This window comes from Paracoccus sulfuroxidans, assembly GCF_007830335.1.
GTDB lineage: Bacteria > Pseudomonadota > Alphaproteobacteria > Rhodobacterales > Rhodobacteraceae > Paracoccus > Paracoccus sulfuroxidans.
In genome coordinates, this window is record NZ_VLKU01000004.1 from 279,493 (window position 1) to 300,961 (window position 21,469).

The 21,469-nt window shown below is 59.2% G+C and carries 16 protein-coding genes and 3 pseudogenes; 8 read left to right on the forward strand and 11 right to left on the reverse strand.

Features of this window, described 5'->3' with window-relative positions; genetic code table 11:
- Nucleotides 1-172: 172 nt before the first annotated feature.
- The 7 genes from IQ24_RS08500 to IQ24_RS08530 all read right to left on the reverse strand — a co-directional run bounded on the left by IQ24_RS08500 (nt 173) and on the right by IQ24_RS08530 (nt 9,727).
- Nucleotides 173-1,012 (reverse strand): hypothetical protein, encoded by an 840-nt coding sequence (locus IQ24_RS08500; protein WP_145397478.1) that lies wholly within the window; start codon nt 1,010-1,012, stop codon nt 173-175.
- A complete protein-coding gene (locus IQ24_RS08505) occupies nt 1,009-1,839 on the reverse strand; it encodes a protein NO VEIN domain-containing protein (RefSeq protein ID WP_145397480.1) in 831 nt (276 codons plus the stop codon). Before IQ24_RS08505 ends, IQ24_RS08500 begins: the two co-directional genes overlap by 4 nt.
- A gap of 197 nt (nt 1,840-2,036) precedes the next feature.
- A complete protein-coding gene (locus tag IQ24_RS08510) occupies nt 2,037-2,762 on the reverse strand; it encodes a hypothetical protein (protein ID WP_145397481.1) in 726 nt (241 codons plus the stop codon).
- 2,328 nt (nt 2,763-5,090) lie between these two features.
- Nucleotides 5,091-5,717, reverse strand: a complete 627-nt coding sequence (locus tag IQ24_RS08515) for an HNH endonuclease (RefSeq protein ID WP_145397483.1) — start codon at nt 5,715-5,717, stop codon at nt 5,091-5,093.
- Nucleotides 5,718-5,968: 251 nt separating this feature from the next.
- Complete coding sequence (locus IQ24_RS08520) at nt 5,969-7,525, reverse strand: AAA family ATPase (protein ID WP_145397485.1); 1,557 nt, start codon at nt 7,523-7,525, stop codon at nt 5,969-5,971.
- Nucleotides 7,526-7,846: 321 nt separating this feature from the next.
- Nucleotides 7,847-8,695 (reverse strand): GIY-YIG nuclease family protein, encoded by an 849-nt coding sequence (locus IQ24_RS08525; protein WP_158637500.1) that lies wholly within the window; start codon nt 8,693-8,695, stop codon nt 7,847-7,849.
- A gap of 9 nt (nt 8,696-8,704) precedes the next feature.
- A complete protein-coding gene (locus tag IQ24_RS08530; RefSeq protein WP_145397489.1) occupies nt 8,705-9,727 on the reverse strand; it encodes an ADP-ribosylglycohydrolase family protein in 1,023 nt (340 codons plus the stop codon).
- 78 nt (nt 9,728-9,805) lie between these two features.
- Between IQ24_RS08530 and IQ24_RS08535 the strand changes: the two genes are divergently transcribed.
- Nucleotides 9,806-10,429 (forward strand): hypothetical protein, encoded by a 624-nt coding sequence (locus IQ24_RS08535; protein WP_145397491.1) that lies wholly within the window; start codon nt 9,806-9,808, stop codon nt 10,427-10,429.
- A 372-nt stretch (nt 10,430-10,801) separates the two neighbouring features.
- On the opposite strand, the pseudogene IQ24_RS20390 reads toward IQ24_RS08535, so the two are convergent.
- Nucleotides 10,802-11,339: pseudogene (locus IQ24_RS20390) on the reverse strand (IS21 family transposase); the annotation flags it as partial.
- A gap of 65 nt (nt 11,340-11,404) precedes the next feature.
- Here IQ24_RS20390 and IQ24_RS08545 point away from each other — a divergent pair.
- Nucleotides 11,405-12,195 (forward strand): annotated as a pseudogene (locus IQ24_RS08545) (IS3 family transposase); the annotation flags it as partial.
- 199 nt (nt 12,196-12,394) lie between these two features.
- Nucleotides 12,395-13,137 (forward strand): annotated as a pseudogene (locus IQ24_RS08550) (IS5 family transposase).
- 339 nt (nt 13,138-13,476) lie between these two features.
- Here the strand turns inward: IQ24_RS08550 and gabD are convergent.
- A complete protein-coding gene (gabD, locus tag IQ24_RS08555) occupies nt 13,477-14,928 on the reverse strand; it encodes an NADP-dependent succinate-semialdehyde dehydrogenase (protein ID WP_145397493.1) in 1,452 nt (483 codons plus the stop codon).
- A 72-nt stretch (nt 14,929-15,000) separates the two neighbouring features.
- Nucleotides 15,001-16,032, reverse strand: a complete 1,032-nt coding sequence (locus tag IQ24_RS08560; RefSeq protein ID WP_422386273.1) for an LLM class flavin-dependent oxidoreductase — start codon at nt 16,030-16,032, stop codon at nt 15,001-15,003.
- A 144-nt stretch (nt 16,033-16,176) separates the two neighbouring features.
- Here IQ24_RS08560 and IQ24_RS08565 point away from each other — a divergent pair, with 144 nt between their 5' ends.
- Nucleotides 16,177-17,160, forward strand: a complete 984-nt coding sequence (locus tag IQ24_RS08565) for a helix-turn-helix domain-containing protein (protein WP_145397497.1) — start codon at nt 16,177-16,179, stop codon at nt 17,158-17,160.
- A 3-nt stretch (nt 17,161-17,163) separates the two neighbouring features.
- On the opposite strand, the gene IQ24_RS08570 is transcribed toward IQ24_RS08565, so the two are convergent.
- A complete protein-coding gene (locus tag IQ24_RS08570; RefSeq protein ID WP_145397499.1) occupies nt 17,164-17,841 on the reverse strand; it encodes a GntR family transcriptional regulator in 678 nt (225 codons plus the stop codon).
- Nucleotides 17,842-17,980: 139 nt separating this feature from the next.
- Between IQ24_RS08570 and IQ24_RS08575 the strand changes: the two genes are divergently transcribed.
- The 4 genes from IQ24_RS08575 (at nt 17,981) to IQ24_RS08590 (ending at nt 21,469) form a co-directional block, all read left to right on the forward strand.
- Nucleotides 17,981-18,607, forward strand: coding sequence for a flavin reductase family protein (locus tag IQ24_RS08575; RefSeq protein ID WP_145397501.1), 627 nt, complete (start codon nt 17,981-17,983; stop codon nt 18,605-18,607).
- A 2-nt stretch (nt 18,608-18,609) separates the two neighbouring features.
- Nucleotides 18,610-19,308, forward strand: coding sequence for an aspartate/glutamate racemase family protein (locus tag IQ24_RS08580; RefSeq protein ID WP_145397503.1), 699 nt, complete (start codon nt 18,610-18,612; stop codon nt 19,306-19,308).
- 240 nt (nt 19,309-19,548) lie between these two features.
- Complete coding sequence (locus IQ24_RS08585; protein WP_145397608.1) at nt 19,549-20,517, forward strand: ABC transporter permease; 969 nt, start codon at nt 19,549-19,551, stop codon at nt 20,515-20,517.
- Nucleotides 20,518-20,530: 13 nt separating this feature from the next.
- The gene (locus tag IQ24_RS08590; protein WP_145397505.1) at nt 20,531-21,469 is read left to right on the forward strand and encodes an ABC transporter permease; all 939 of its coding nucleotides are present in this window, start codon (nt 20,531-20,533) and stop codon (nt 21,467-21,469) included.

Sequence of the window (21,469 nt, forward strand, 5' to 3'; positions counted from 1 at the left end):
TCCGCACTCGTGCCCCCGCCAGTGTGCTTGGCAACGTATCCCCGGCTGAACCGACCGGCATGCACGAACGGCAGCTTCGGCGAAGCCGCGCTGCGGCATCCGCAATGCTTGGGAATGACCGCTGTGGGCCGAACGAAGCAGCAAAAACGCGAGAGACTCGGTTAATTGCGCGCTATGATGACCCTAGCCGCTGCCGTTTTCTGTTCATGAAATCCGCCAACCCATGCCGATCAAGAGCAGGGGCATGAATTGCCTTCTTGACCCCAAAAGCCGGGTTTCCGACCCATCTTCCGTCGATCCATTGCGCCCAGCCAGTGTCAGTCAGAGTGGTTTCAAACGCCGCGGCGAAATGGCTCTGCGCGGTTCGTACGTGGCCGCGCCGATAGTGAAGAGGTTTTTTCGCGCCATGTTCGTCGTTGTCGGTTGCCGCGAGTTTTCTGCCCGCAGCGGTTCTCCAAACAACTTTGTGCCATGCGTTCACCGGTAGCCTGAGCGATCTGTTCGCTGCACGGCGCTCCTGCCTCTGGCTGCTGTCCGTGAGTTCGACAAGCTTCGGACTGTTAATCAAAGACAGCATCATCGATAGGGACAAGGCGGTGAGGTCGAGCTGAGATTGAACCTCCTCGGTCTGCGGTTCAAACGTTGACCGCGTGTCGATCCTGTTTGTCCCTGGCTGCCAACGAAATTCACGGTATATTGCTCCGTTTGCGCCGATCTGAGTGACGAAAACAACCTGTCCTGCCGATCTCATGAGAAAGATGCTGTTCTCGTCTCCAATCCGAAACGTGGCAGGATTAGCTGGTGGGACCGCAATACTGTCGACAAAGAACTCTGATCCCTCGGTGAGTTCCCAGACAAAGCGACCTGCCGCGATATAGATCTCGCGATCGACCTCAAAGTGCTGAGCCTCGCCTAGATCCGCAACCGTACGAGCATCACCTGCATGCTTTAGCGCGCTTATGGCGGCTGTAACAAGTTGAACATGGGTCAGATAGCGCGACCCATTCGTCATTGGAAGCTGGCCTGAAAACTGGTGGCGGTGAGCGAAACATGCGCATCGAGCGGTGGCCGCAACTCGAAGGCTTTGGGCGCACGGGCAAATTCGTAGAGCCGGAACAGATGCCAGTCATCGCGGCGCTCATTTGCGACTTCGAGTTCGTTGCGCGAGATGTGGAAAGGGGTACGTTGCCAGCCATTCGTCGTCTTGACCTCGATCAGGCGTTCACGGCCGTCGGGCATGAAACTAGCAATGTCATAGCCTGCGCCATCGCCGTCCTCCAAGGCGACCCATCGAACGCGTCGCGCCAGATCGTCCCGTCCGTTCTGCCGCAGTAACGTGCGTTCATTGTGAAAGACCCGCTCCTCACCGGCACGCCCCAGGCTGCGATTGCGTTCATCGCGGCCCGCCACATCGAAGCGACGCGCGATCCGCTGCATCTGCTCCAGTTCGTCAGGGGGTGGCGCGTTGCGCAGCGTTGGTGCGACCCCGACAAAGAGCGGCGGCGGGTCGGCCATATGCGCGACCTCTTGGCGATGAAGCGCCTGCTCCCATTCCGGATGCTGGGCAAGCCAGCGCGATACGGCTTCGGCCAAAGACATTTGGAAATTGAAGCGTGGCTTGTAACCCGTGATGATCGGCAGACCGAAGCCTTGGAAGGCGGCGGAGATATTTGCGAGCTTGAACTCTACCGATCCGCGGCTGCGGTCAATCTGTTCCTGCAGCAACCTGTTCTGGGCGGCCTTGTTGTAGGACCGGCCCGATAGCTCATCACTGAGCATCGAGAAATAGGCGGCAACCACCGCATCGTTTTCCTGATCAGACCAATCACCGGAATTCATGTGGACAGGCTATTTCGGCGCGAGGGCGATGTCATCTGCGATCAATGAACTTTCTAAGGTGGCCGGATCGCGACCAGGGTTTGGATGCGCGAAAGTTTCCCGATCGATGAGGATTGTGCCTCGTGTAATCGCGGTGCACGAGCCGGACAAGCCGCTTCGGTGAAACCGCACTGCAGCACCGAGGCATCGATGGACGGTCAGTGTCGCGTTGCTAACTTGACCATATCATCGGTATCGAGCTTGAGCGCGGATCGCCAGAGCGGAGTCTTAAAGATCATATGCGCTGATCGTCCGGCTGGACTCTTGGCTTCCTGCAAGGTGATAAGGCCGGCCCACTCGAGTGGTTTCAGGACGCATCCACTGAATGCACCAATCTGGCGCCATCCGTCGTTATCCCAATCTGCGCCCTCCCCATAGAAAGTCCCATATAACTGCCGCTCACTAATGCCGTTTTCAATTTCGACATTCATGACATTTAGCCACGTGTCCCAGTTGCCCGGAGCCTGCTTTGCGCTGCGGGAATAGGCGGCATGGTCCATTGCTAGCAGGAAAAACGGCACCAGCTTGTCAAAGAGTCGTCCTGGATGCGCTGCCAGCACCCGACCGTCATGGTTGACCCTGAAGGTGCCCTTGAAATGGTGTCCGAACCGCAACCGGATCAACAGGAAATGGAGAAGTTCGAGAGGAGGAAAATCCGCCTCGTTGACGAAGCGCTGATAACGAAACATTTCCGCGGCGGACTTTCCTGGCCAATCGAAATGGTCAACTGCCCAGTGAACGAAGTCACGCTTGAAGGCTTTAGTTGCCGTCAGGCCGATGCCGCCGTGCTCCATAGCATAATTAATCGTGAGACGGGCAGCGCGCAGCATCGGCGAGAAGGCGAGGTCGGGATGCTCATCAGGCAGAACACGGAATTCAATCACGGCTATGATCCATACCAAAGGCAGCTGTCCGAAGCACGTCGCCATCTGAGATGGTCACAGAGCACGCAGACCGGGCATCTCAGCGCTGTGATCGCTTCCGTTCCGACTAGTACGGACTTCATCCCTCCTCCAGTTCTCCCATACCTCAAGGCTAGCCGTCGAAGGCTTGCGTCCCCCGCTCATCACATGGACGGTATCGAGCTCTTGGGACCGGTTCCTGATTTCACGGCCATGATCGTCATCGTGGCATTGAAGTGTTACTCGCCTGCATGAAAATCACCTCAGCGTCCCCGAGATCGTCCATCGCACCCAATTCCATATCTCGAGAGCACTGCTCCGGCGGTCGTCCACGATACCCCCGCAGCCTCGGCAGCCTTATTCACCGAGCCAGCTTTGTCGAATGTTTCTGCGATCAGGGCCTCATCATATCGCCAGTTGCTGTTTCTGGGCAGAACAGTGCGACCAGTCTTCCGGATCCACCGTGCGATCGTGTCTCTTCCCGGTCCGTGCCTGCGACTGAGTTCTCGCGTGTCGCATCCTGCCTCCCATTCTCGGGCAATATCCTCATAGATATCAATGCCCGCTATCTTAAGCGCCTTAATGGCCCGCCCTCGCGCGAGCCCAAAGGTCGCGGCAAAACCATGCAGCGATCTAACGAGTTGATAGACTGCGCGCGCCTCAAGGGGGTCAGGTAAGGGCGGAACAGGTGGCGGCGGTAGGAATATACTTCTTTCGGGCACCGGCAGCATACGCGACGCTTTTCTCGGATAGTCCTGACGACCTCGCGGTTGCGGTGTCTGCGTGCTAATTCGCTGTATTTCAAGGCGATGCGCCCGAGCCTCGCTGGCTAGTTTTTCGAGAATGTTATCCGAACGCAAACCCAGCCCTTCGAGTTCGTCAATCGTAACCCTCGCCGCTCTCGCTGTGGCAAGCGCGATGCTCTCCACTTCTCTGGCTTCATCAAGCGCCTGCTGCTGGGCGTCCGAGAGACCAGGCAGCCTCCTCAAAAAGGTAGTGCCACTTTTGCGCTTAGCCATGCCTCTCCCCTCCTAGATGATGGGTCAGTTGGAGAAGAGTACCACGAAATATGCGTTGTCCAAGTATCCCTTTCTCAGTTTGGCCGTATACGCAGCGGCCAACCTGAAGATTTCTCCACCCAAAATGGGAGAACTGTTGTGCCGGACGCACTTTTCCGACTCAGTGATTCGCAGCGCAACTTGAGAGACCAAGGACTTAACCCCACGCCATGAAGGTCGAAATGCAGAACCATGAACTGTTGAAGTTCCGACTGCGCTCGGCAGGCTCGTCGATGGCGGAAGTAGCCCGGTCGCTTGTCCTTTTCACTATGTCCGAGAGTTCGTTAGGCGGGATTTGCTCAGGCTGTTATCCCATGGCGCCCAAGAGCGTTATCTGAGCCGAATTGAGGTCCAAAAGATCCTCCGGACAGTCGAGCAACTACCTATAGTCGAGCAACATGGTAAACTACTTCGTGCGTCTCAACTTCGAGGTCAAATAGGCTGCACGGTTCCAGAGGCTTTCGCGCTGTATTTAGGGGGTGTTATTACGCCGACTTGTCGCATCATTGGGATAAACGGAATTGGTGCAATACTATTTGATGTCGATAAGATAAGATCCGTGCAACAGGCAGGTGTTCGAGATTTTATCTCCTTCGCGGCCGCGTGCAATGCTCTAAATCTTCACTACTCCGTTCTTAGAGCTCTCATTGCGCAGGGCTATATTAAAATAGAGGTGCGAAAGAACCCGGATACCGGTTACTCCTGCGCCATGATTAACGCCGAATCGCTCGGGCTCTTTAGGTCGCGCTTCATTACACTCATTGAGCTTGCAAAAGTGTTACGTAGGAAAGCCGCTGCGCTATCCGCAGACCTGGCGGACTTAGGAGTGTTTTCAGTGCTTTCGGGTGATCATCGCACACCCATTTATGAGCGATCGAAGCTTCCTGATCTTTCTCCTCTGAGCAGTCGCTGCAGCAAGTTAGTTTCGACCGTGATCCGAGCCCCTGAACCCCCTCCGGATATTCCGTGGACCTAAGCTGCTGCTGAAGCCTGCTGATCGGTTTGATGCTGTGGATTCACGCTGCGGGCGGAATACTACTGTCCCATAGCGGACCACCGGTCGCGGCCTCGACAGGCAGCTATGCGGACCTAACTGCCGTTCGTTGCGCAAGATCTGCGCTGCTGTTGCGAGTGCACGGACGAGTGGTCCCGCGCTGGCGAGAACACTCGGTTAGATCATGCTTAGAGCGAGGCCGTCTCCACCACCGCCGCCAGCTTGTCCCGGAAGCTCCAGCCTTCCGGCGCGGGGAGTTCACGCTGCAAAATTATTAGCGCAAAACCAAACAGAATCCGCGAGTCCATAATAAAGGCTACGCTTCCAACCATTGATTGGCAAAAGCTCGTTGTCAGCGACGGCTTTTAGCACTTCACGAAACGCCTCAGGGCTTAAATCACGATGTACGGTCTTTCGCTGCGCGATTATTGAAGAAAGATCGGAAGCAACTTTTGTCCTGTAGCGTCCTCGTAATTTGCAGCTTTTAAAATGTTGTACTACACGTTGCCTGTCATTTTCGCTCCATGCGGCAGGAGGATTAACGTCAAAAGTCACCATGACTGGCTCTTCTTCCGACACAGTGGCCGTCGTCCATTTTTCATCGAAGAAGTGTGGAGCATCAAAATATGGATGAAGAGGTTGAAGTTCCGGAGCCGTCGGAAAACGACTTCCCATCCCTGTGTTACAAGTTCCGCAAGCCGGGACGAGGTTTGCAGGAACAATGGAGAAAATAGGGAACCGCGCCTTTGGGAGAAAATGGTCGATGGTGCCAATACCTTCTTCCTCAACCAACTCTCCACAGCCTCCACAATAAGGACACTCATCATGAGCCAGTAGCTTTATTTCATCGTACTTTTTCCTAGCGGCTCCCCTGGATCCAACCATGCCTTCATCATATAGTGCAACGAGCTCTCCTTTCGTTAGGTTTCCGACTATAACTTGGTCAGGGTGTCCATGGAGGGCTCTAGGGAGCTTGCACCACGTCTGGGCAGCTGAACTCGTAGCATAATTGGCGTTTGCAGATTCTAGTAAGGCTTTCTGAACAACGAAACGCGCTCGTAAAGCAGCATTTGAAAGTCCCCGCACACACTCGTCGAATAGTTCGGACGGGCAACAGGTCGGCGCATTTAGTCTCTTCATCTCTGGTCATCCCGTTCGTCACGATTGACAACCATGGCCTTCAAAATACCCCTTGCTTCGTAACCTAAACTGCCTCCCAGTCTATCGAGAATTTGTTCATAAGATCCCCCAGATTTGACTAGATCTGCTAAGATCATATGAAAGCCAGATTTCGCCACATCTAACCCGAATACATCTCTGGTAAGCGTGCCAACGTTTTCACCGAATGTCTCGATCTCCGGTCGTGTCTTTTCCGAAGCCAGCTTCGAACGAAAAACCTTCCAGACACAGGATTTTGGTATCTCCTGCAAAACTACCGGCGAATGCGTGGCGATTATTGCCACGGCGTTCCTAGCTTTCATCAACTGGGAAAGGCTTCGCATGAGAGCTGATAACAAAGGTGGCTGAAGATGACTCTCAGGCTCATCAAATAATACCAAAGTCTTTTCATCCACCCTTGCGACAAGGAGTGTCATGCTAAGGATCACTATTGTATGCCCAGAGCTCATCTTTTTGATCCTCTGGAGGGCCGCCTCTCTTAGATCGCCGTCAGAACATTCTGCCAATTCCAAAAGTCTCATTTCGGCAAAATTTTCGTCTCGTTCTAATGTTTCAATTGCCTGCTTCCACCTTGTCTTTCGGCTCAAATCTAAAAAACATTCGGCGAGAGATTTAACAAATTCCTCCTGAAGCATTTCGTCGGTTTTTAGATGCTTACCGCTGGAAGTCACCCGACTTTGCAGATGGTCCGTTAATCCGATGTAAGAGTATTTCAAACCGCCATCTTGATCTTCGGCAAGAGGTGGCTGGTCAAACGGATCGAAGGCGCTAAATGCCACGGATATCAGACTCCCGAAATAGTTTTCAGGATCCATTTTTCGCCGGCCAAATATTGATGCCGTAGTGTAGAATGAAGCATCTGTCTGGGTATGTGGCGACACCGCTTTCACCATCGCGTTCAAGTAAGTCGTTTTGCCAACACCATTTCTTCCTATTATTGCATGCATGTTGGTGCTTGGCATTGATCTCGCTTTAACTTTGAATTCGAGATCGAAGCCTGCAAATTTATCAGACGGTGGCAATTCAAAGCCAAAGTCGAAGTCGGTCAGGAGAACCTCACCACGCAGAACGCTGGCAAACTGGTCCTTCACTTCATCAATTCCCACAGACCGCAAGAGTGATACCTGGACGACCTTCTCACTTTTCACACTATCCAGCAACTCAGGGTAGCGAACTAAATCTCTGAAAGCTCTGAGAAACTCCGCACGCCACCCCTCGGAAAACTCGCTGTAAAGCATCTTGTAGAAATCTACGGAACCACAAAGCGAAAAGAAACCTTCAGGGAGTTCATTAAAAGGCTCTTTGAATAGAGTGTAGGTATCAAGAGATGTGGTCTGCCCGGAAAATCCTATGTGGAATCTTGGCAGATCATGCCGAGCCCCGTATTCATCAAAAGCGATCACGCCAAATGTCGTCCGGAAGCCGTAGTCGTCCCAATTGTCATAAATCAGATAAACAGCATTAACTGCCCCGGAAGGCACTTCGTTTCGGTTCATAACAAAATGAATTATCATCAATCAGCGCCTAAATGTCACATCCCGGTAGCTACTGTGGCTGCCTCTCGAACAGCCATAGACTGTGTTTGTGCCCTTCCTGCATCGCGAGCAAGGGCAATTTTTTGCTTGGGGCTAATTATGGCAGTTGCAGGTTTTAGAGCCACACGCAGCGGTGGAAAATGGCCGCCAATTCTACACCGGACCTCGATGTCCACTCTGGGCTGCCCCTCCCGCCTAAAGGGCGCGAGTGCGACGGGCCTTTCTGGACGGATCATTTCGCTGCACTTGCAAGCCGCGAGAGATTCCGCGCGCTACGCGAATGTCCGCAAAGGGCTCATTTCACTGTTCATCCTCCTTGGTCCCCACCGCCGAAAGCTCCACCTCGTTCGTGCTTCTGACGTGACCCGTCACAAGTCCTCCAAGGTGCGAGGCGCGCTGAAACCAATCTGCAATGGCACGATTGCTGCCGACGAAACGCACACTTCCATTGGCGTTTGCCCGACGATCAATCCGAGTGGAGACCGAGGGCGTTCCGTCAGAAAAGGTGACGGTCAGAAGGCCATCTGAGGGGCCTAGAAGATAGCTAACCTCCTTTCCGACGTTGACGATCCCTTTATCGTAATAGGTTGGGCCTAGCCTAATGGTAAACTCGCCTAAGGTCGGTGCATCGGATCCATCTGCGGTCATCGAGATTGGGCCATCAAGCTGTTCCGACTCCAGGACCGCGCTTTCGCTGACGGCAACACCCTTACCTCCCCCATTCCAAGGAGGGTTGAAGTGGCGAATAAGCGCGTCCTCCAGCCCTCCAGCCAGATTGATTTCGAAACCTCGAAACAGAAAATCAGATGGCGGCGCGAATACGAGAAGATCGATACTCTCCCCATCCTGAAGGACTGCGATGATCTTCTCATGGCATTTCCTGTTCGTGATTTGCGACATGCCCGGCTTGCAGTAGCCGTATAGTCGCTTCTTCAACGTCTGTGTGGTCTTGCCGATATAGAGGACATCATCCTTCCGGCAAAACGCGTAGAGGGCGTTGCTGACCGTCAAATGCGCCTCGATCTGATCAGAGATACCGGCGTGGATCTTGTAGGCAAGCTTGCTGCCGTCGTGGCACCAGATTGCCGCGCGGATGAAGCCCGCGTCGAGCAGATCCGACGTCTGTCTCGACATTTTCGTCTCTGTCATGCGCATCCCCTAGCAACCCGGAAATTTGTCACCCAGCATATCGGTGTCCCCCGACATCGCCAAGGCGAGGGCCTGAGATATACGGGAAATCAGATCGGTACATTCAACCTCCTGGGCCCATGGATGCGTCTGAACCTTTCCTGCAAAGATGAGCCCGAGCGCATTGCCAGCAATTGCTCCGGTACTGTCACTGTCGCCGGAATGCGTGACCGCAATCGTCAAGCCGTGGATCAGATCACGGGCGCAAAGGCAGGAATAAAGCGCGATCGACAGCGCCTCGTCGGCGGTCCAGCCTGCACCCAGAGACTCGACCGTTTCGGGAGCACCGTCACGCGGTGCTTGCAACGCTTTTCGGATCGCTCGGCTTGTTTCCGCTCCCCAGCTTTGCTCCTGGCGCGTGGCGGCTTTCTCGATTTCGATGCCGCCTGCAAGATCAGCTAGGATCAGCGCCCAGGCCGCGGCCGCCTCCTGCGCGGTTCGATGGCCGTGAGTGAGTGCAGAGCTTTCCAATGCCAGTTCGGCGACACGATCCATTGCGACAAAGGCCATAGGTGCGACGCGCATAATCGTTCCGCAACCCTTAGAGTTGTTGTGCGCGCGATCGCCCCAGGATGTCGTCTTGCGCAACGCATCGAGACACGTGCTCCCCGGAGCGCGGCGCCGGTGAAGTCGCTGGTCACAGATCAGACCGACATGATCAATCGCTGTCTGTGGTACCTCACCTTGTGTGGCGAGCCAGCGCAATAGCGCATGATGAATGACCGACGGAGGGTGGCAAATGCCTTTCCCGTCAAATCTGACGGCAGCACGGATCAGGCCTTCGGCCGTGAAAAGTGTCATCTGGGTATCATCGGTTATCGCGCCTCGGATACCGTCGTGCTGAGGCAGTTCTCTGAAACCCTCGGGAAACCTTCTCTGGATCTCGGATAGCGGCAGAAATTCTATCTCGGCACCCAACGCATCGCCAATCGCGCCCCCGAGAAGGCAATCCCGGATAAGTTGGGCTAGGCGGGTTGGGAATTGGTCGCTCATGTGTTTGCACCTCTCGTCATCTGACCCAGAAAATGACACGGTTTGCGGCGACACAGTTGGACCGTCGGGATTTTCCGCATGTGGAAGCAGCGCTTCATTGGCATCTACTGGACGCGCCCTGTGCCATGGGCGGGCTTCACGGAGATATCGCCGGACGTCGACGTCGCGATCACGCAAAGCCGGACGATCCACTATCAGTGCGATGTCATCCGACGGTACGTCAAGGAGGTCGGGGGAGAACTCGAGAGTGAGGTTTCGCTTCTGGAACTGGCACCTGATCGCGCGACACCTGAAAGCGCCCTCTCTTTGCGGAAAGTCGTAACGACAGCATCACCCGAGGCGCTGTTCCTCAGCGTGGAGTTTTCCGCAACACGCGGCTGGCGACCGCATCCGTTTATCCGTGACGGGCTACCGTCGCACCGGACTCTCGGGCTGCCACCTGATCCAATTCTAATGGATGGAAAGCTGTTTGATCCTGCCGATCATTTCGCGAAATGGCGGGCAACAGAGAAGGGTCATGTCGATTCAAAGTCTGCACACCGCGACACGGTCCTAGACGCACTACGGCCCCAGTCAAGCCGAAGCTATCAGCAACTCGCCACGGACTTGAACGCCAAAAATCTCAAGACACATGGAGGCAAGGATTGGACTGCCGACAATCTGCGCAAGTTTCTTGGAGCAAATTGGAGAGGCACCTCCTAGGAGTCTATGCGCGTTCAATTTTCCTGAGGGGCAGGTTTGTCGACAGTCTTCGCAGCTGGGGCATAGCGTCCGAACAATCCGAAGCATCTTGAAGTGTCGGCTGTGGGGCTTCCGCACATGCTGTGCCGGCGAGAGGACTTGTTGTGTTGCGACCTGCCTGAAGGTCCGAGAAGGGCTCCTCGCGAGGATCGCCTGTTCCTTTCCGGAGGATCTCTAAGGGACGTTTCCCTTGACCGAAAAGGAAGTTTTCGCTGTCGGTCGCAGCCATAACTTATTGATACTGCTTGACCACACAGGAGGAGTTACCTGACTTTCGACACGTTGTGAAATTTCAGGAAGGTTTGCCTAAGCAGGCGAAATGTCATTCGAGCCAACACGGAAGAGACCAGCTCGACTAAGCCCGCAGCACGGCACGCTGTAGCCTTGCGTCGGGGAAACGATCCCCCGGATCGTTTCCTGATCCTCCTCACGCTCGAAGCTGATCAGACAGGTGGGAGAGACGCGCTTGCTCAATTCGATGAGGCCATGGAAAGCCGGCGGCACCGGCATCAACGCGGCCTGTTCCTCAGCCTAGGCATTGGCCACAGTCCCAGCCAGACGGCCATGCGGGATCTTGTGCCAGAGCTCCTTGCAGCGCTGTTCCAGCCAATCATTCAGCGCCGCGAGATCGGGAAAGTCCGGCCCAAGCTTCAAAAAGCGGGGCTGCCAAAGCCGCGGTCGTGCATCCTGGACGTTCTTCTCGACCTGACCGCTCGCCATTGGGCTTGAACCAATGGCGCCACAAGGGCTCGCCCCAACCTGCGGCCGGATTGCAGAATTCCGGCTCGAAGACATAATGGTTGGCCATGGCAAGGAAACGCATGTTGACCTGACGCTCCTTGCCGCGCCCGATCCGATCCACCGCTGTCTTCGTTCGGCATGGCCTCGGACCGATGGCGGCTCACGCCTCACTATCGTAGATACCACGTTCCGGCACTTCGCCAGCATCGCTCGACACAACGCAAATTGCCGCGAGGGTGGCCGGACGAAGACCGCCTGGTCGCCGACATGATCGAGCTGGCCCGACAATATGGCCGCTATCACTATCGCCGGATTGCGGCTCTGTTGCGGAATACCGGGTAGCAAGTGAACGACAAGCGCGTCGAGCGCTTGTGGTGGCGTGAGGGGCTGAAAGTGCCATCGAGACAACCGAAGAAGGGTCGATTGTGGCTGAATGACGGCTCCTGTGTCCGGTTACGGCCGGAATATCGGGATCATGTCTGGTCCTACGAATTCGCTTCGCGGACCTTCGGTTCGTTCATTGCCGCACCGATGACGGTAAGGCGTTCCGGACGTTGAACATCCTCGATGAGTTCAGCCGCGAATGCCTGACGATCAGAGTGCGGCGCAGGCTGAATTCGGCAGAGGTAATCGACGCGCTGACTGACCTGTTCATCCTTCGCGGTGTACCGGCTTTCATCCGCTCCGATAACGGCCCGGAATTCATCGCCCTAGCCGTCCGGGACTGGATCGGCGCCGTCGGCGCAAAAACGGCTTATATCGAGCCAGGTTCGCCTTGGGAGAACGGCTATTGTGAGAGCTTCAACGCTCGCTTCCACGATGAAATGCTGAACGGGGAAATCTTCTACAACCTCCGTGAGGCACAGATCCTGATCGAGCAATGGAGGAGGCATTACAACACCAAACGACCACACAGCGCATTGGGCTATCGCCCACCAGCCCCGGAAACCATCGTCCCGATGGACCAAAGGCCCATCATGTATTAACTTTCAAAATGGACCACTCAGGTGGCGCGGATCAACAGCGGACCACCTCACACGGGGGGAGGATCACTGCACGATAATCACCTTTGCGTCGCTGAGATCGTCCGTCATATCCGATCCCTCATCTAGGTCGTGTTGACAAAAAGGATCCGCGGGTCGGGTTGAACGTGATTCAAGCTGGCATCTGCAACGGAGACCAGTTTTGGCACGAGACCTCGTTCCGGACGAGGAATAGGGCGTTCCATAAACGTTTTATTCTATCGATCGGCGCGCCGAACGGGCGCAAATCTCTGAGCCATCGTCTTGTTCTGGAGGGGATTTTCTGGATCGCCCGCACCGGATCGCCTTGGCGCGACCTCCCCGGGGAGTTTGTCGAGCACCAGTTCGAGCGCTGGACCCTGGCGGGGCTCTGGGAGCAGATTCCGAGGGCCTGGAGCGAGAGTTGGCTGGTTCCCGACGCCCTTCAGATGCTCGACACAACCGTGGTCCGCGCCCATCATTAGGCAGCGGGCGCAGAAGGGAGACTCCCCGACAGGGTTTCGGCCGTTCTAGAGGTGGTTTCACGACCAAGATCCACCTCCGCGTCAACGGCGCTGGTCTTCCCATGAGATCAGACATCACGCCGGGGCAGACATCGGACTATTTGGACTTCGACCTGATCATGGACAAACGCAAACGATGGAAGCACGCTACGCTGTGCCGTTCGTCGGAAAAACAGTCCCTCAAACTCTTTTCTGACCCTTCTCACTCCCGATGCGAAGTCCCGCAGGCCTCGTGTCCTGTAGACCGACAGCTCTACCGGTTGCGCAACCTCGTCGAGCGGTGTTTCAACAAGTTCAAGAATGCCCACCACGTTGCCACGCGCTACAACAAGGCCGCCGAAAGCTTCTGGGCTTCATAGACATCACGTCCATCCGCTTCCGGATCCGTCAGCCGTCAAAGTGACCTAGTCATAATGGTGAACCACTTCACTGGGGGAACATCAGGTTTCTGTGATTACAATTTCAACGAATGGCCAGTTGCAGTTTCTGGGTAGAACAACGCGACCTATCGTCCGAAGCTAGCGTGCGATCATGGCTCTGCCCGCTCCATGTCTGCCAATGAGCTCTTGCGCGTGACGCATCCTGCCTCCTTGAAAACCTGCCGTCTCCCGCGTGATCGGATGGATCTCGACCAGAAGACGGCAAATGCTACAACCGGCAGTCTAGGAAAGCGCCGTGGCCACAACGACACCGCCGCCAACTTCGTCCAAAGAGCCCCGCCTTGCCGCGGGGCCATCGCCTCCTACGCGACCCCGCCGAGACAGACGTATTTCAGCTCGATGAAGTCATCCATGCCGAAATGCGAGCCCTCGCGGCCAAGGCCCGACAGCTTCACGCCGCCGAATGGCGCTTCGGCGGTCGAGATCAGCCCGGTGTTCACGCCCACCATCCCGTATTCCAGCGCTTCCGAGACGCGGAAGACCCGCGCCAGATCGCGGGCGTAGAAATAGGACGCCAGCCCGAATTCGGTGTCATTGGCCTGGGCGATGACCTCGGCCTCGTTGGTAAAACGGAAGAGGGGCGCGATGGGGCCGAAGGTCTCCTCGCGCGCCACGGCCATCTCGGGCGTGACGCCGGTCAGCACGGTCGCTTGGAAGAAGGTCCCGCCCAGCTCATGCGGCTGGCCGCCAAGCGCCACTTTCGCGCCCTTCGAGACCGCGTCGGCCACGTGTTCCTTCACCTTCTCGACCGCCGCCTGATCGATCAGCGGGCCAAGGTTCACGCCGGTCGCAAAGCCGTCGCCGGTTTTCAGCTTCGCCACCGCCGCCGTCAGCTTTTCGGCGAAGGCGTCATAGACCCCGTCCTGCACATAGATGCGGTTCGCGCAGACGCAGGTCTGGCCGTTGTTGCGGAATTTGGCGATCAGCGCGCCCTCGACCGCCGCGTCCAGATCGGCGTCGTCGAAGACGATGAACGGGGCGTTGCCGCCCAGCTCCAGCCCCAGTTTCTTGATGGTCTTGGCGCTTTGGGCGTAAAGCTGAACGCCGATCTCGGTCGAGCCGGTGAAGGTCAGCTTGCGGACCACGGGGTTCGCGGTCATCTCGGCCCCGATCTCGGCGGCCGAGCCGGTGATGACGCTGAAAAGCCCCGCAGGCAGGCCCGCACGCTCGGCCAGCACCGCCAGCGCAATCGCCGAAAACGGCGTCTGCGAGGCCGGTTTCAGCACCATGGCGCAGCCGGCGGCAAAGGCGGGTCCGGCCTTGCGGGTGATCATTGCATTCGGGAAGTTCCAGGGCGTGATGGCCGCCACGACGCCGATCGGCTGCTTCATCACCAGGATGCGCTTGTCGGGCTGGTGGCCGGGGATGGTCTCGCCATAGATGCGGCGGGCCTCTTCGGCGAACCATTCGATGAAGCTGGCGCCATAGGCGATCTCGCCCACGGCCTCGGGCAGGGGCTTGCCCTGCTCGGCGGTGAGGATGCGGCCAAGGTCGTCCTTGTGCTGGATCATCAGGTTGAACCAGGCGCGCAGGATCTCGGCGCGGTCCTTGGCGGTGCGCTTGGACCAAGCCTTCTGGGCGACCTCCGCGGCGGCGATGGCACGCGCGGTCTCGGCCTGGCCAAGGCGCGGCACATGGCCGATCAGCGCCCCGGTCGAGGGGTTCGTCACCGCGATCCCCGCGCCATTCGCCTCGATCCATTCGCCGCCGATCAATGCCGCCTGCCGAAGCAGGCCAGGGTCTTGCAAATCCATCTCAGTCCTCCACTGAAGGTCTTATACCGCCCTTTCGGCGCGGGCGTCAGCCCCCGGCGCGGGTTTCCGAGCCTACCGCCAGCCCATCGCCGGGGCGACATGGGTCAGGATGCTTTCCAGCACATGGGTGTTGTAATCGACGCCCAGCATATTGGGGATGGTCAGCAGCAAGGTATCGGCCTCGGCAATCGCCTCATCCTCGCGCAATTGCTCGATCAGGCGGTCGGGCTCATCGGCATAGCTGCGGCCAAAGACCGAGCGGGTCTCGTCGATCACGCCCACCTGATCGCTGTCCTTGCCGCCCCGGCCGAAATAGGCGCGGTCGCGGTCATCGGTCAGCGCAAAGATCGAGCGGCTGACCGAGACGCGCGGCTTGCGGCTGTGGCCCGCCTTCTGCCATGCCTCGCGGAAGGCGCGGATCTGTTTGGCCTGCTGGATGTGGAAGGGCTCGCCGCTTTCGTCGGTCTTCAGCGTCGAGCTTTGCAGGTTCATCCCCATCTCCGCCGCCCAGATCGCCGTCGCATCCGAGGCCGCGCCCCACCAGATGCGGTCGCGCAACCCTTCGGAATGCGGCTCAAGCCGCAGAAGGCCGGGCGGGTTCGGGAACATCGGATTGGGGTTCGGCTGGGCGAAGCCGCGCCCCTCCAGCTGCTGCAGGAAAACCTCGGCATGGCGGCGGGCCATATCGGCGGGGCTTTCGCCCTCGGCGGGCTGATAGCCGAAATAGCGCCAGCCATCGATCACCTGCTCGGGCGAGCCACGGCTGATCCCCAGTTGCAGACGCCCGCCCGAGATGAGGTCGGCAGCCCCCGCGTCCTCGACCATGTAAAGCGGGTTTTCATAGCGCATGTCGATGACGCCCGTTCCGATCTCGATGGTCGAGGTGCGCGCGCCGATGGCGGCCATCAGCGGAAAGGGCGAGGCCAGCTGGCGGGCGTAATGGTGGACGCGGAAATAGGCGCCGTCGATGCCAAGCTGTTCGGCGGCGACCGAAAGCTCGATCGATTGCAGCAGCACGTCCGAGGCCGTGCGCACGCCCGAGCCCCGCTCATCCGCCCAATGGCCGAAGGACAGAAAGCCGATTTTCTTCCGTTCAGTCGTCATCTGCTGCATCCATTCTGTCTGCTGGCGCGCGCGCCCGGTTGCCATGCATGTAGGAAGCCGCCCCGCCCTTGCGCAAGCCGTTCGGGCGGTGATGGAGCTTTCGCCCTCGCCCCGCTAAGCTGGCCCCTCAGACAAGAAGGGGCGATGGTGCAGACAGAGGATGAGATCGGCGACTGGCCCCTGCCGCGTGCGGGCGAGCAGGATCTGCTGGATGCGGCGCCCTGGCTTTCGCGGCAATCGGCGCTGACTTTGCCGCTGGCCGATGCCGCACTGGCCGTCGGGCGACTGGATGCGGATCTGGCGGGGTTGGACGAGACCCGGCGCGCGGGCTTTCTGCGCAGGCTGGCGCTGGCCGAGGTCGAGGCGCTTTTATGGGTGCTGGGCCGCCCGCTGGCCCGCGATGAGATTGGCCGCGACCTGATGGACGCCCGCGCGACCAGCGATCTTGAGGCGATGCGCTTTGCCCGCTGGGCGATCCGGCGGCTGGAGGGGCAGGGGGGCGAGAGCCTGCGCGATTTTCTGGGCCTGCACAGCCAGCCGCCGACAGGCGCGGCGATGCCCCGGCTGACCGGCGACAGTTTTGACGATGCGGCGCTGGTCTTTGCCGAGGCGATGGGCCATGCGCAGGGGCTGCATCCGCTCTCGCGCGCGCCGTTTGCGCTGCTGGCCTGGCGGATGACCGAGCTTTCGCCGCCGGAAGAGGCCACCGCCGAGGCGCTGGTCTGGATCGCCCGCGACATGGCGCGCGGCTGCGAGGCGCTGACCTTCCTGCCCATCGCGGCCGAGACGCGCCGCACCCGCAGCGATGCGGGGCCGGTGGAAGGCCGCATGGAAGCGCATCTGACCGCGCTGACGGCGGGGGCGCGGGCGGCGCGGCTGCTGCTGCGCCGGGTGGACGAATGGCAGGACCGCGCGCTGCGGGCGACGCAGCCCGTCAAGGGCAACAGCCCGGCGCGGGTGATCGAGGTGCTGGCCGCGCATCCGCTGGTCTCGGCCCCCGATGTCGAGAAGGCGACGGGCCTCAGCCGGATCACGTCCGAGCGGATGCTGAACCGGCTGGAGGACCTGCAGCAGATCCGCGAGATCACCGGCACGCGGCGCTTCCGGCTGTGGACGGCGCGGCTTTAGCGCCTATTCCGACAGCAGCAGCGCATCCTTGAGGCTGCGCACGGTGTCGCGTTCGCCCGACAGGCGCAACTCTTTTTCGACGTGATCCAGATGATGGGCCATCGCCTTGCGCGCGGCCTTCACATCGCCGCTGCGCAGATGGGCGATGATCTCATCATGCTCATCGGGGCCGCAATTGTACTTGTCGGAATCGCGGAAGGCGGCGGTGATCAGCGAACTGCGGCTGATCAGGTCGCGCATCAGCCCGCTGAGGAAACCGGCCTCGGACATCTCGGCCAGCATCTGATGAAAGCCGCCCGACAGCTTGATGATCGCGCGCTGGTCGTTGGTGGCGTTGGCGACGCGCTCTTTCTCGACATGGGCGGCCAGTACGGCCAGCTTGTCGTCGTCCAGCCGGTCGATCAGCCGTTCGATCACCCGCTGCTCGACCGAGCGGCGGATGTGGAAGACGTCGCGCGCCTCCTCGACGCTGGGTTCGGCGACGAAGGCACCCTTGTTCAGCTCGCTGGCGACCAGGCCCTCACGCTCAAGAATGGCCAGCACCTGCCGCACCTTGGCGCGGCTGACACCGAAAAGCTCGGCCAGTTCGGTTTCCTTCAACCGCATGCCGGGGCGCAGCCGCCGCTCGGCAATGGACAGCCAAATCCGTTCGGCAATCTGTTCTGCGCTCAATGCGTCCATGGTGCCCCTGACATTGCCTTGGGAAAGAGTAGCCGATCTTTTTGCTTCCCGTCCAGCAGGAATGCAGTCATAATTGTCGACAATCGTGTGTACATATATTAAGCGATCAGTCGCGAACATGGCAGCAAAGGAGTGGTTCATGGAGTTTGATTTCACCCGGATGGAGCCTTTGGACCGCTATCGCCTGCTGACGAACTTTGTCGGGCCGCGGCCGATTGCGCTGGTCACCACGCGCTCGGCCGAAGGGCATGACAACGGCGCACCGATGAGCTTTTTCAACGTCTTTTCGCATGATCCGGCCATTGTTGTGCTGGGCATCCAGCCGCGCGCCGACGGGCGCGAAAAGGACACCGTCACCAATATCCGCCGCACGGGCGAATTCACGGTGAACATGGTCGACATGGCCCTGTCGCGCACCATGCTGATCTGCGGCCTTGGGGCCGAAAGCGATGTCGATGAGCTGGAGCTGGCGGGCGAATCGGTCATGCCGGGCACGCAGGTCGGCGCCTCCTGGATTCCGGCCAGCCCCTGCGCGATGGAGTGCCGGGTCGAGCGGCTGATCGAATATCCCAAGCGCGTGCTGGTTCTGGGCGAGGTCGTGCATATGCATGTCCGCCGCGACTGTCTGGACGCCCAGGGGCGCTATGTCGACCCCGAGACCTATCAGCCGATCGCCCGGCTGCATGCGGATAATTACATCGTCTCGGACCAGCAATTCGTGCTGAAGGCGCCCCCACTTTCCGATGTGCTGAAGGCCAAGGGTTAATCATGCAAGTCTTTATCATCAATCCGAATTCCACCGAATCCATGACGCGGATGGCGCTGAAAAGCGCGCAAGGTGTGGCCGACCCCGGCACGGTGATCCTGCCCGCGACGGGGCGCGACGCGCCCGCCAGCATCGAGGGTTTCTCGGATGAGGCGCTGTCGGTGCCCTCCATGCTGGCGCAGATCCGCGAGGCCGAGCAGGCGGGCGCGCAGGCCACCGTCATCGCCTGTTTCGACGACCCCGGCCTTGATGCCGCGCGCGAGGTGGCGGGCGGCCCGGTGCTGGGCATCTGCCAGTCGGGCATTCAGGCGGCGATGATTCTGTCCAAGCGCTTCTCGATCGTGACGACGCTGCCGCGCTCGGTCCCGGCGATCGAGGATCTGGTGCAGCGTTACGGCGCCTCGGGCCATTGCCGCCGCGTGCGCTGCATCGATCTGCCGGTGCTGTCCATCGAAAGCGAATCACAGCAGGCCTTCAGCCTTCTGGTCGCCGAAATCGAGCGTGCGCGCGACGAAGACGGGGCCGAGGCGGTCGTTCTGGGCTGCGCCGGCATGTCCGATCTGACCGATGCGCTGACCCGTGCGACCGGAGTCGTGGTCATCGACGGCGTCGTCGTGGCGGTGAAAATGGCCGAGGCGCTGGTGGGCAGCGGGCTGCGCACCTCGAAGGCCAATGCCTATGCCTATCCAAGGGTTAAGTGACGCAAATTGGGCTGTATGGCCGGGGCGAAATCGCCCGGTCCGCGACCTTCGCGATCAGGATTGCGACGAATTGTCGTCCTGATTGTCGACAAAACAGTTGACACAAACGGCGACCATATTACGCTTTAGTGAACGGCCCGACAGGGTCATGGGGGGAAGAACTGACATGACACAGCGCGCGAAACGCCTTCGCTCATGCGTTCAGGCCAAGCCAGCCACCGGCCGGAGGGGCTGATCGGCATGCTGGTCTTCATCATCAAGAAACTGGCGAATGCCGCATTGGTCATGCTGGCTGTGGCCTTTCTGGCCTTCATGATCTTCCGCCTTGCGGGCGATCCGGTCGACATGATGTCCACCGAACAGACGACCGAGGCCGACCGCGAACTGATGCGCGAAAAGCTGGGCCTGAACGACAGCTTTCTGGTCCAGTACGGGCGCTTCGTCGGCAATGCCGCGCAGGGCGAATTCGGCATCTCGTACCGCAACGGGCAAGAGGTGCTGGGCCTGATCGCCGAGCGTTTCCCCGCCACGATGGAACTGGTGCTGGTCGCCACGATCCTGTCGCTGGTGGTGGGCCTGCCGCTGGGCGTGCTGACCGCGATCAAGCGCGGGAAATGGTATTCCGAGATCCTGCAGTTCGGCTCGATCATCGGGGTGTCGCTGCCCAGTTTCGTCGTGGGCATCCTGCTGATTCTGGTCTTCTCGGTGACGCTTGGCATCTTCCCGGCCTTCGGGCGGGGCGAGGTGGTCGACCTTGGCTGGTGGTCCACGGGTTTCCTGACGAAAACCGGGCTGATGGCGCTGGTGCTGCCCTCGATCTCGCTGGCGCTTTATCAGGTGACGCTGATCATGCGTCTGGTGCGGGCCGAGATGCTGGAGGTCATGCGCTCGGATTACGTGAAATTCGCCCGCGCCCGGGGCATCAGCCGCACCAAGATCTATTTCCGCCACGCGCTGCGCAACTGCCTGATGCCGGTCGTGACGCTGACCGCGATGAACATCGGCACGCTGATCGCCTTCGCCCTGATCACCGAGACGGTGTTCCAGTGGCCGGGCATGGGCATGCTGTTCATTCAGGCCGTCACCTTCATCGATATCCCGGTGATGGCGGCCTATCTGTGCATCGTGTCCTTCATCTTCGTGTTCCTGAACACGATGGTCGACATCACCTATGCGGTGATCGACCCGCGCCTGCGCAACGCCAAGTAACCGCGAGGGGATGATGACGACCCAATCGACCAACTCCGCCCCGTCCCGCAGGAAGCGCTTTCGCGACAGCGACCTGTGGTGGTCCTTCACCCACAGCTGGTCCGCGCGCATCGCGGCGGTGCTGCTGATCGTGCTGATCGGCTCGGCCTTCCTGGCCCCCTGGATCGCGCCGCAGAACCCCTATGACGCGGCCAGCCTTGATATGTGGAAATCCGAGCTGCCGCCGATCTGGCAGCAGGGGTCCGAAATGCCCTATCTGCTGGGCACCGACACGCAGGGCCGCGACATGCTGTCGGTGCTGCTTTACGGCACGCGGATCTCGGTGATGATCGGCTTTGCCTCGGTCATCTTTTCGCTGCTGATCGGGCTGACGCTGGGTCTGGTCGCGGGCTATTTCGGCGGCATCGCCGACAACCTCTTGATGCGGGTGGGCGATGTGGTGCTGTCGATCCCGACCATCCTGATCGCCATTCTGGTCTCGGCCGTGGTGCGGCAGATGCTGCCCACCAACCTGCGAGAGATCGGCGCGGCCGCCGTTCTGGTGCTGGCGATCACGCTGTCGGGCTGGGTGCAATACGCCCGCACCGTGCGCGCCCAGACCATTGTCGAGCGGGGCAAGGAATATGTCATGGCGGCGAAGCTGCTGAACGTGCCCAAGCATCGCATCATGTTCCGCCACATCCTGCCGAACACCCTGACCCCGGTGCTGGTCGCGGCGACGCTGTCCTTCGGCATGGCCATCCTGACCGAGGCGACGCTGTCCTTCCTGGGCATCGGCATGCCGCCGGGCCAGCCGTCGCTGGGGACGCTGATCCGCATTGGCAACCAGTACCTCTTCTCGGGTCTGTGGTGGATGGTGATCTTCCCCGTGGTGCAGCTGTCGCTGCTGGTCATCTCGGTCAACCTGCTGGGCGACTGGCTGCGCGACGCCCTGAACCCCAAGCTGAGGTAA

Bases quoted from the DNA above. Each gene is read 5' to 3' on its own strand.
- IQ24_RS08525 (WP_158637500.1), bottom strand. From the start codon at position 8,695: ATGACAGAGACGAAAATGTCGAGACAGACGTCGGATCTGCTCGACGCG.
- gabD (WP_145397493.1), bottom strand. From the start codon at position 14,928: ATGGATTTGCAAGACCCTGGCCTGCTTCGGCAGGCGGCATTGATCGGC.
- IQ24_RS08560 (WP_422386273.1), bottom strand. From the start codon at position 16,032: ATGACGACTGAACGGAAGAAAATCGGCTTTCTGTCCTTCGGCCATTGG.
- IQ24_RS08585 (WP_145397608.1), top strand. From the start codon at position 19,549: ATGCTGGTCTTCATCATCAAGAAACTGGCGAATGCCGCATTGGTCATG.
- IQ24_RS08570 (WP_145397499.1), bottom strand. From the start codon at position 17,841: ATGGACGCATTGAGCGCAGAACAGATTGCCGAACGGATTTGGCTGTCC.
- IQ24_RS08520 (WP_145397485.1), bottom strand. From the start codon at position 7,525: ATGATAATTCATTTTGTTATGAACCGAAACGAAGTGCCTTCCGGGGCA.
- IQ24_RS08580 (WP_145397503.1), top strand. From the start codon at position 18,610: ATGCAAGTCTTTATCATCAATCCGAATTCCACCGAATCCATGACGCGG.
- IQ24_RS08535 (WP_145397491.1), top strand. From the start codon at position 9,806: ATGTGGAAGCAGCGCTTCATTGGCATCTACTGGACGCGCCCTGTGCCA.
- IQ24_RS08515 (WP_145397483.1), bottom strand. From the start codon at position 5,717: ATGGTTGGATCCAGGGGAGCCGCTAGGAAAAAGTACGATGAAATAAAG.
- IQ24_RS08590 (WP_145397505.1), top strand. From the start codon at position 20,531: ATGACGACCCAATCGACCAACTCCGCCCCGTCCCGCAGGAAGCGCTTT.
- IQ24_RS08530 (WP_145397489.1), bottom strand. From the start codon at position 9,727: ATGAGCGACCAATTCCCAACCCGCCTAGCCCAACTTATCCGGGATTGC.
- IQ24_RS08500 (WP_145397478.1), bottom strand. From the start codon at position 1,012: ATGACGAATGGGTCGCGCTATCTGACCCATGTTCAACTTGTTACAGCC.
- IQ24_RS08505 (WP_145397480.1), bottom strand. From the start codon at position 1,839: ATGAATTCCGGTGATTGGTCTGATCAGGAAAACGATGCGGTGGTTGCC.
- IQ24_RS08575 (WP_145397501.1), top strand. From the start codon at position 17,981: ATGGAGTTTGATTTCACCCGGATGGAGCCTTTGGACCGCTATCGCCTG.
- IQ24_RS08565 (WP_145397497.1), top strand. From the start codon at position 16,177: ATGGTGCAGACAGAGGATGAGATCGGCGACTGGCCCCTGCCGCGTGCG.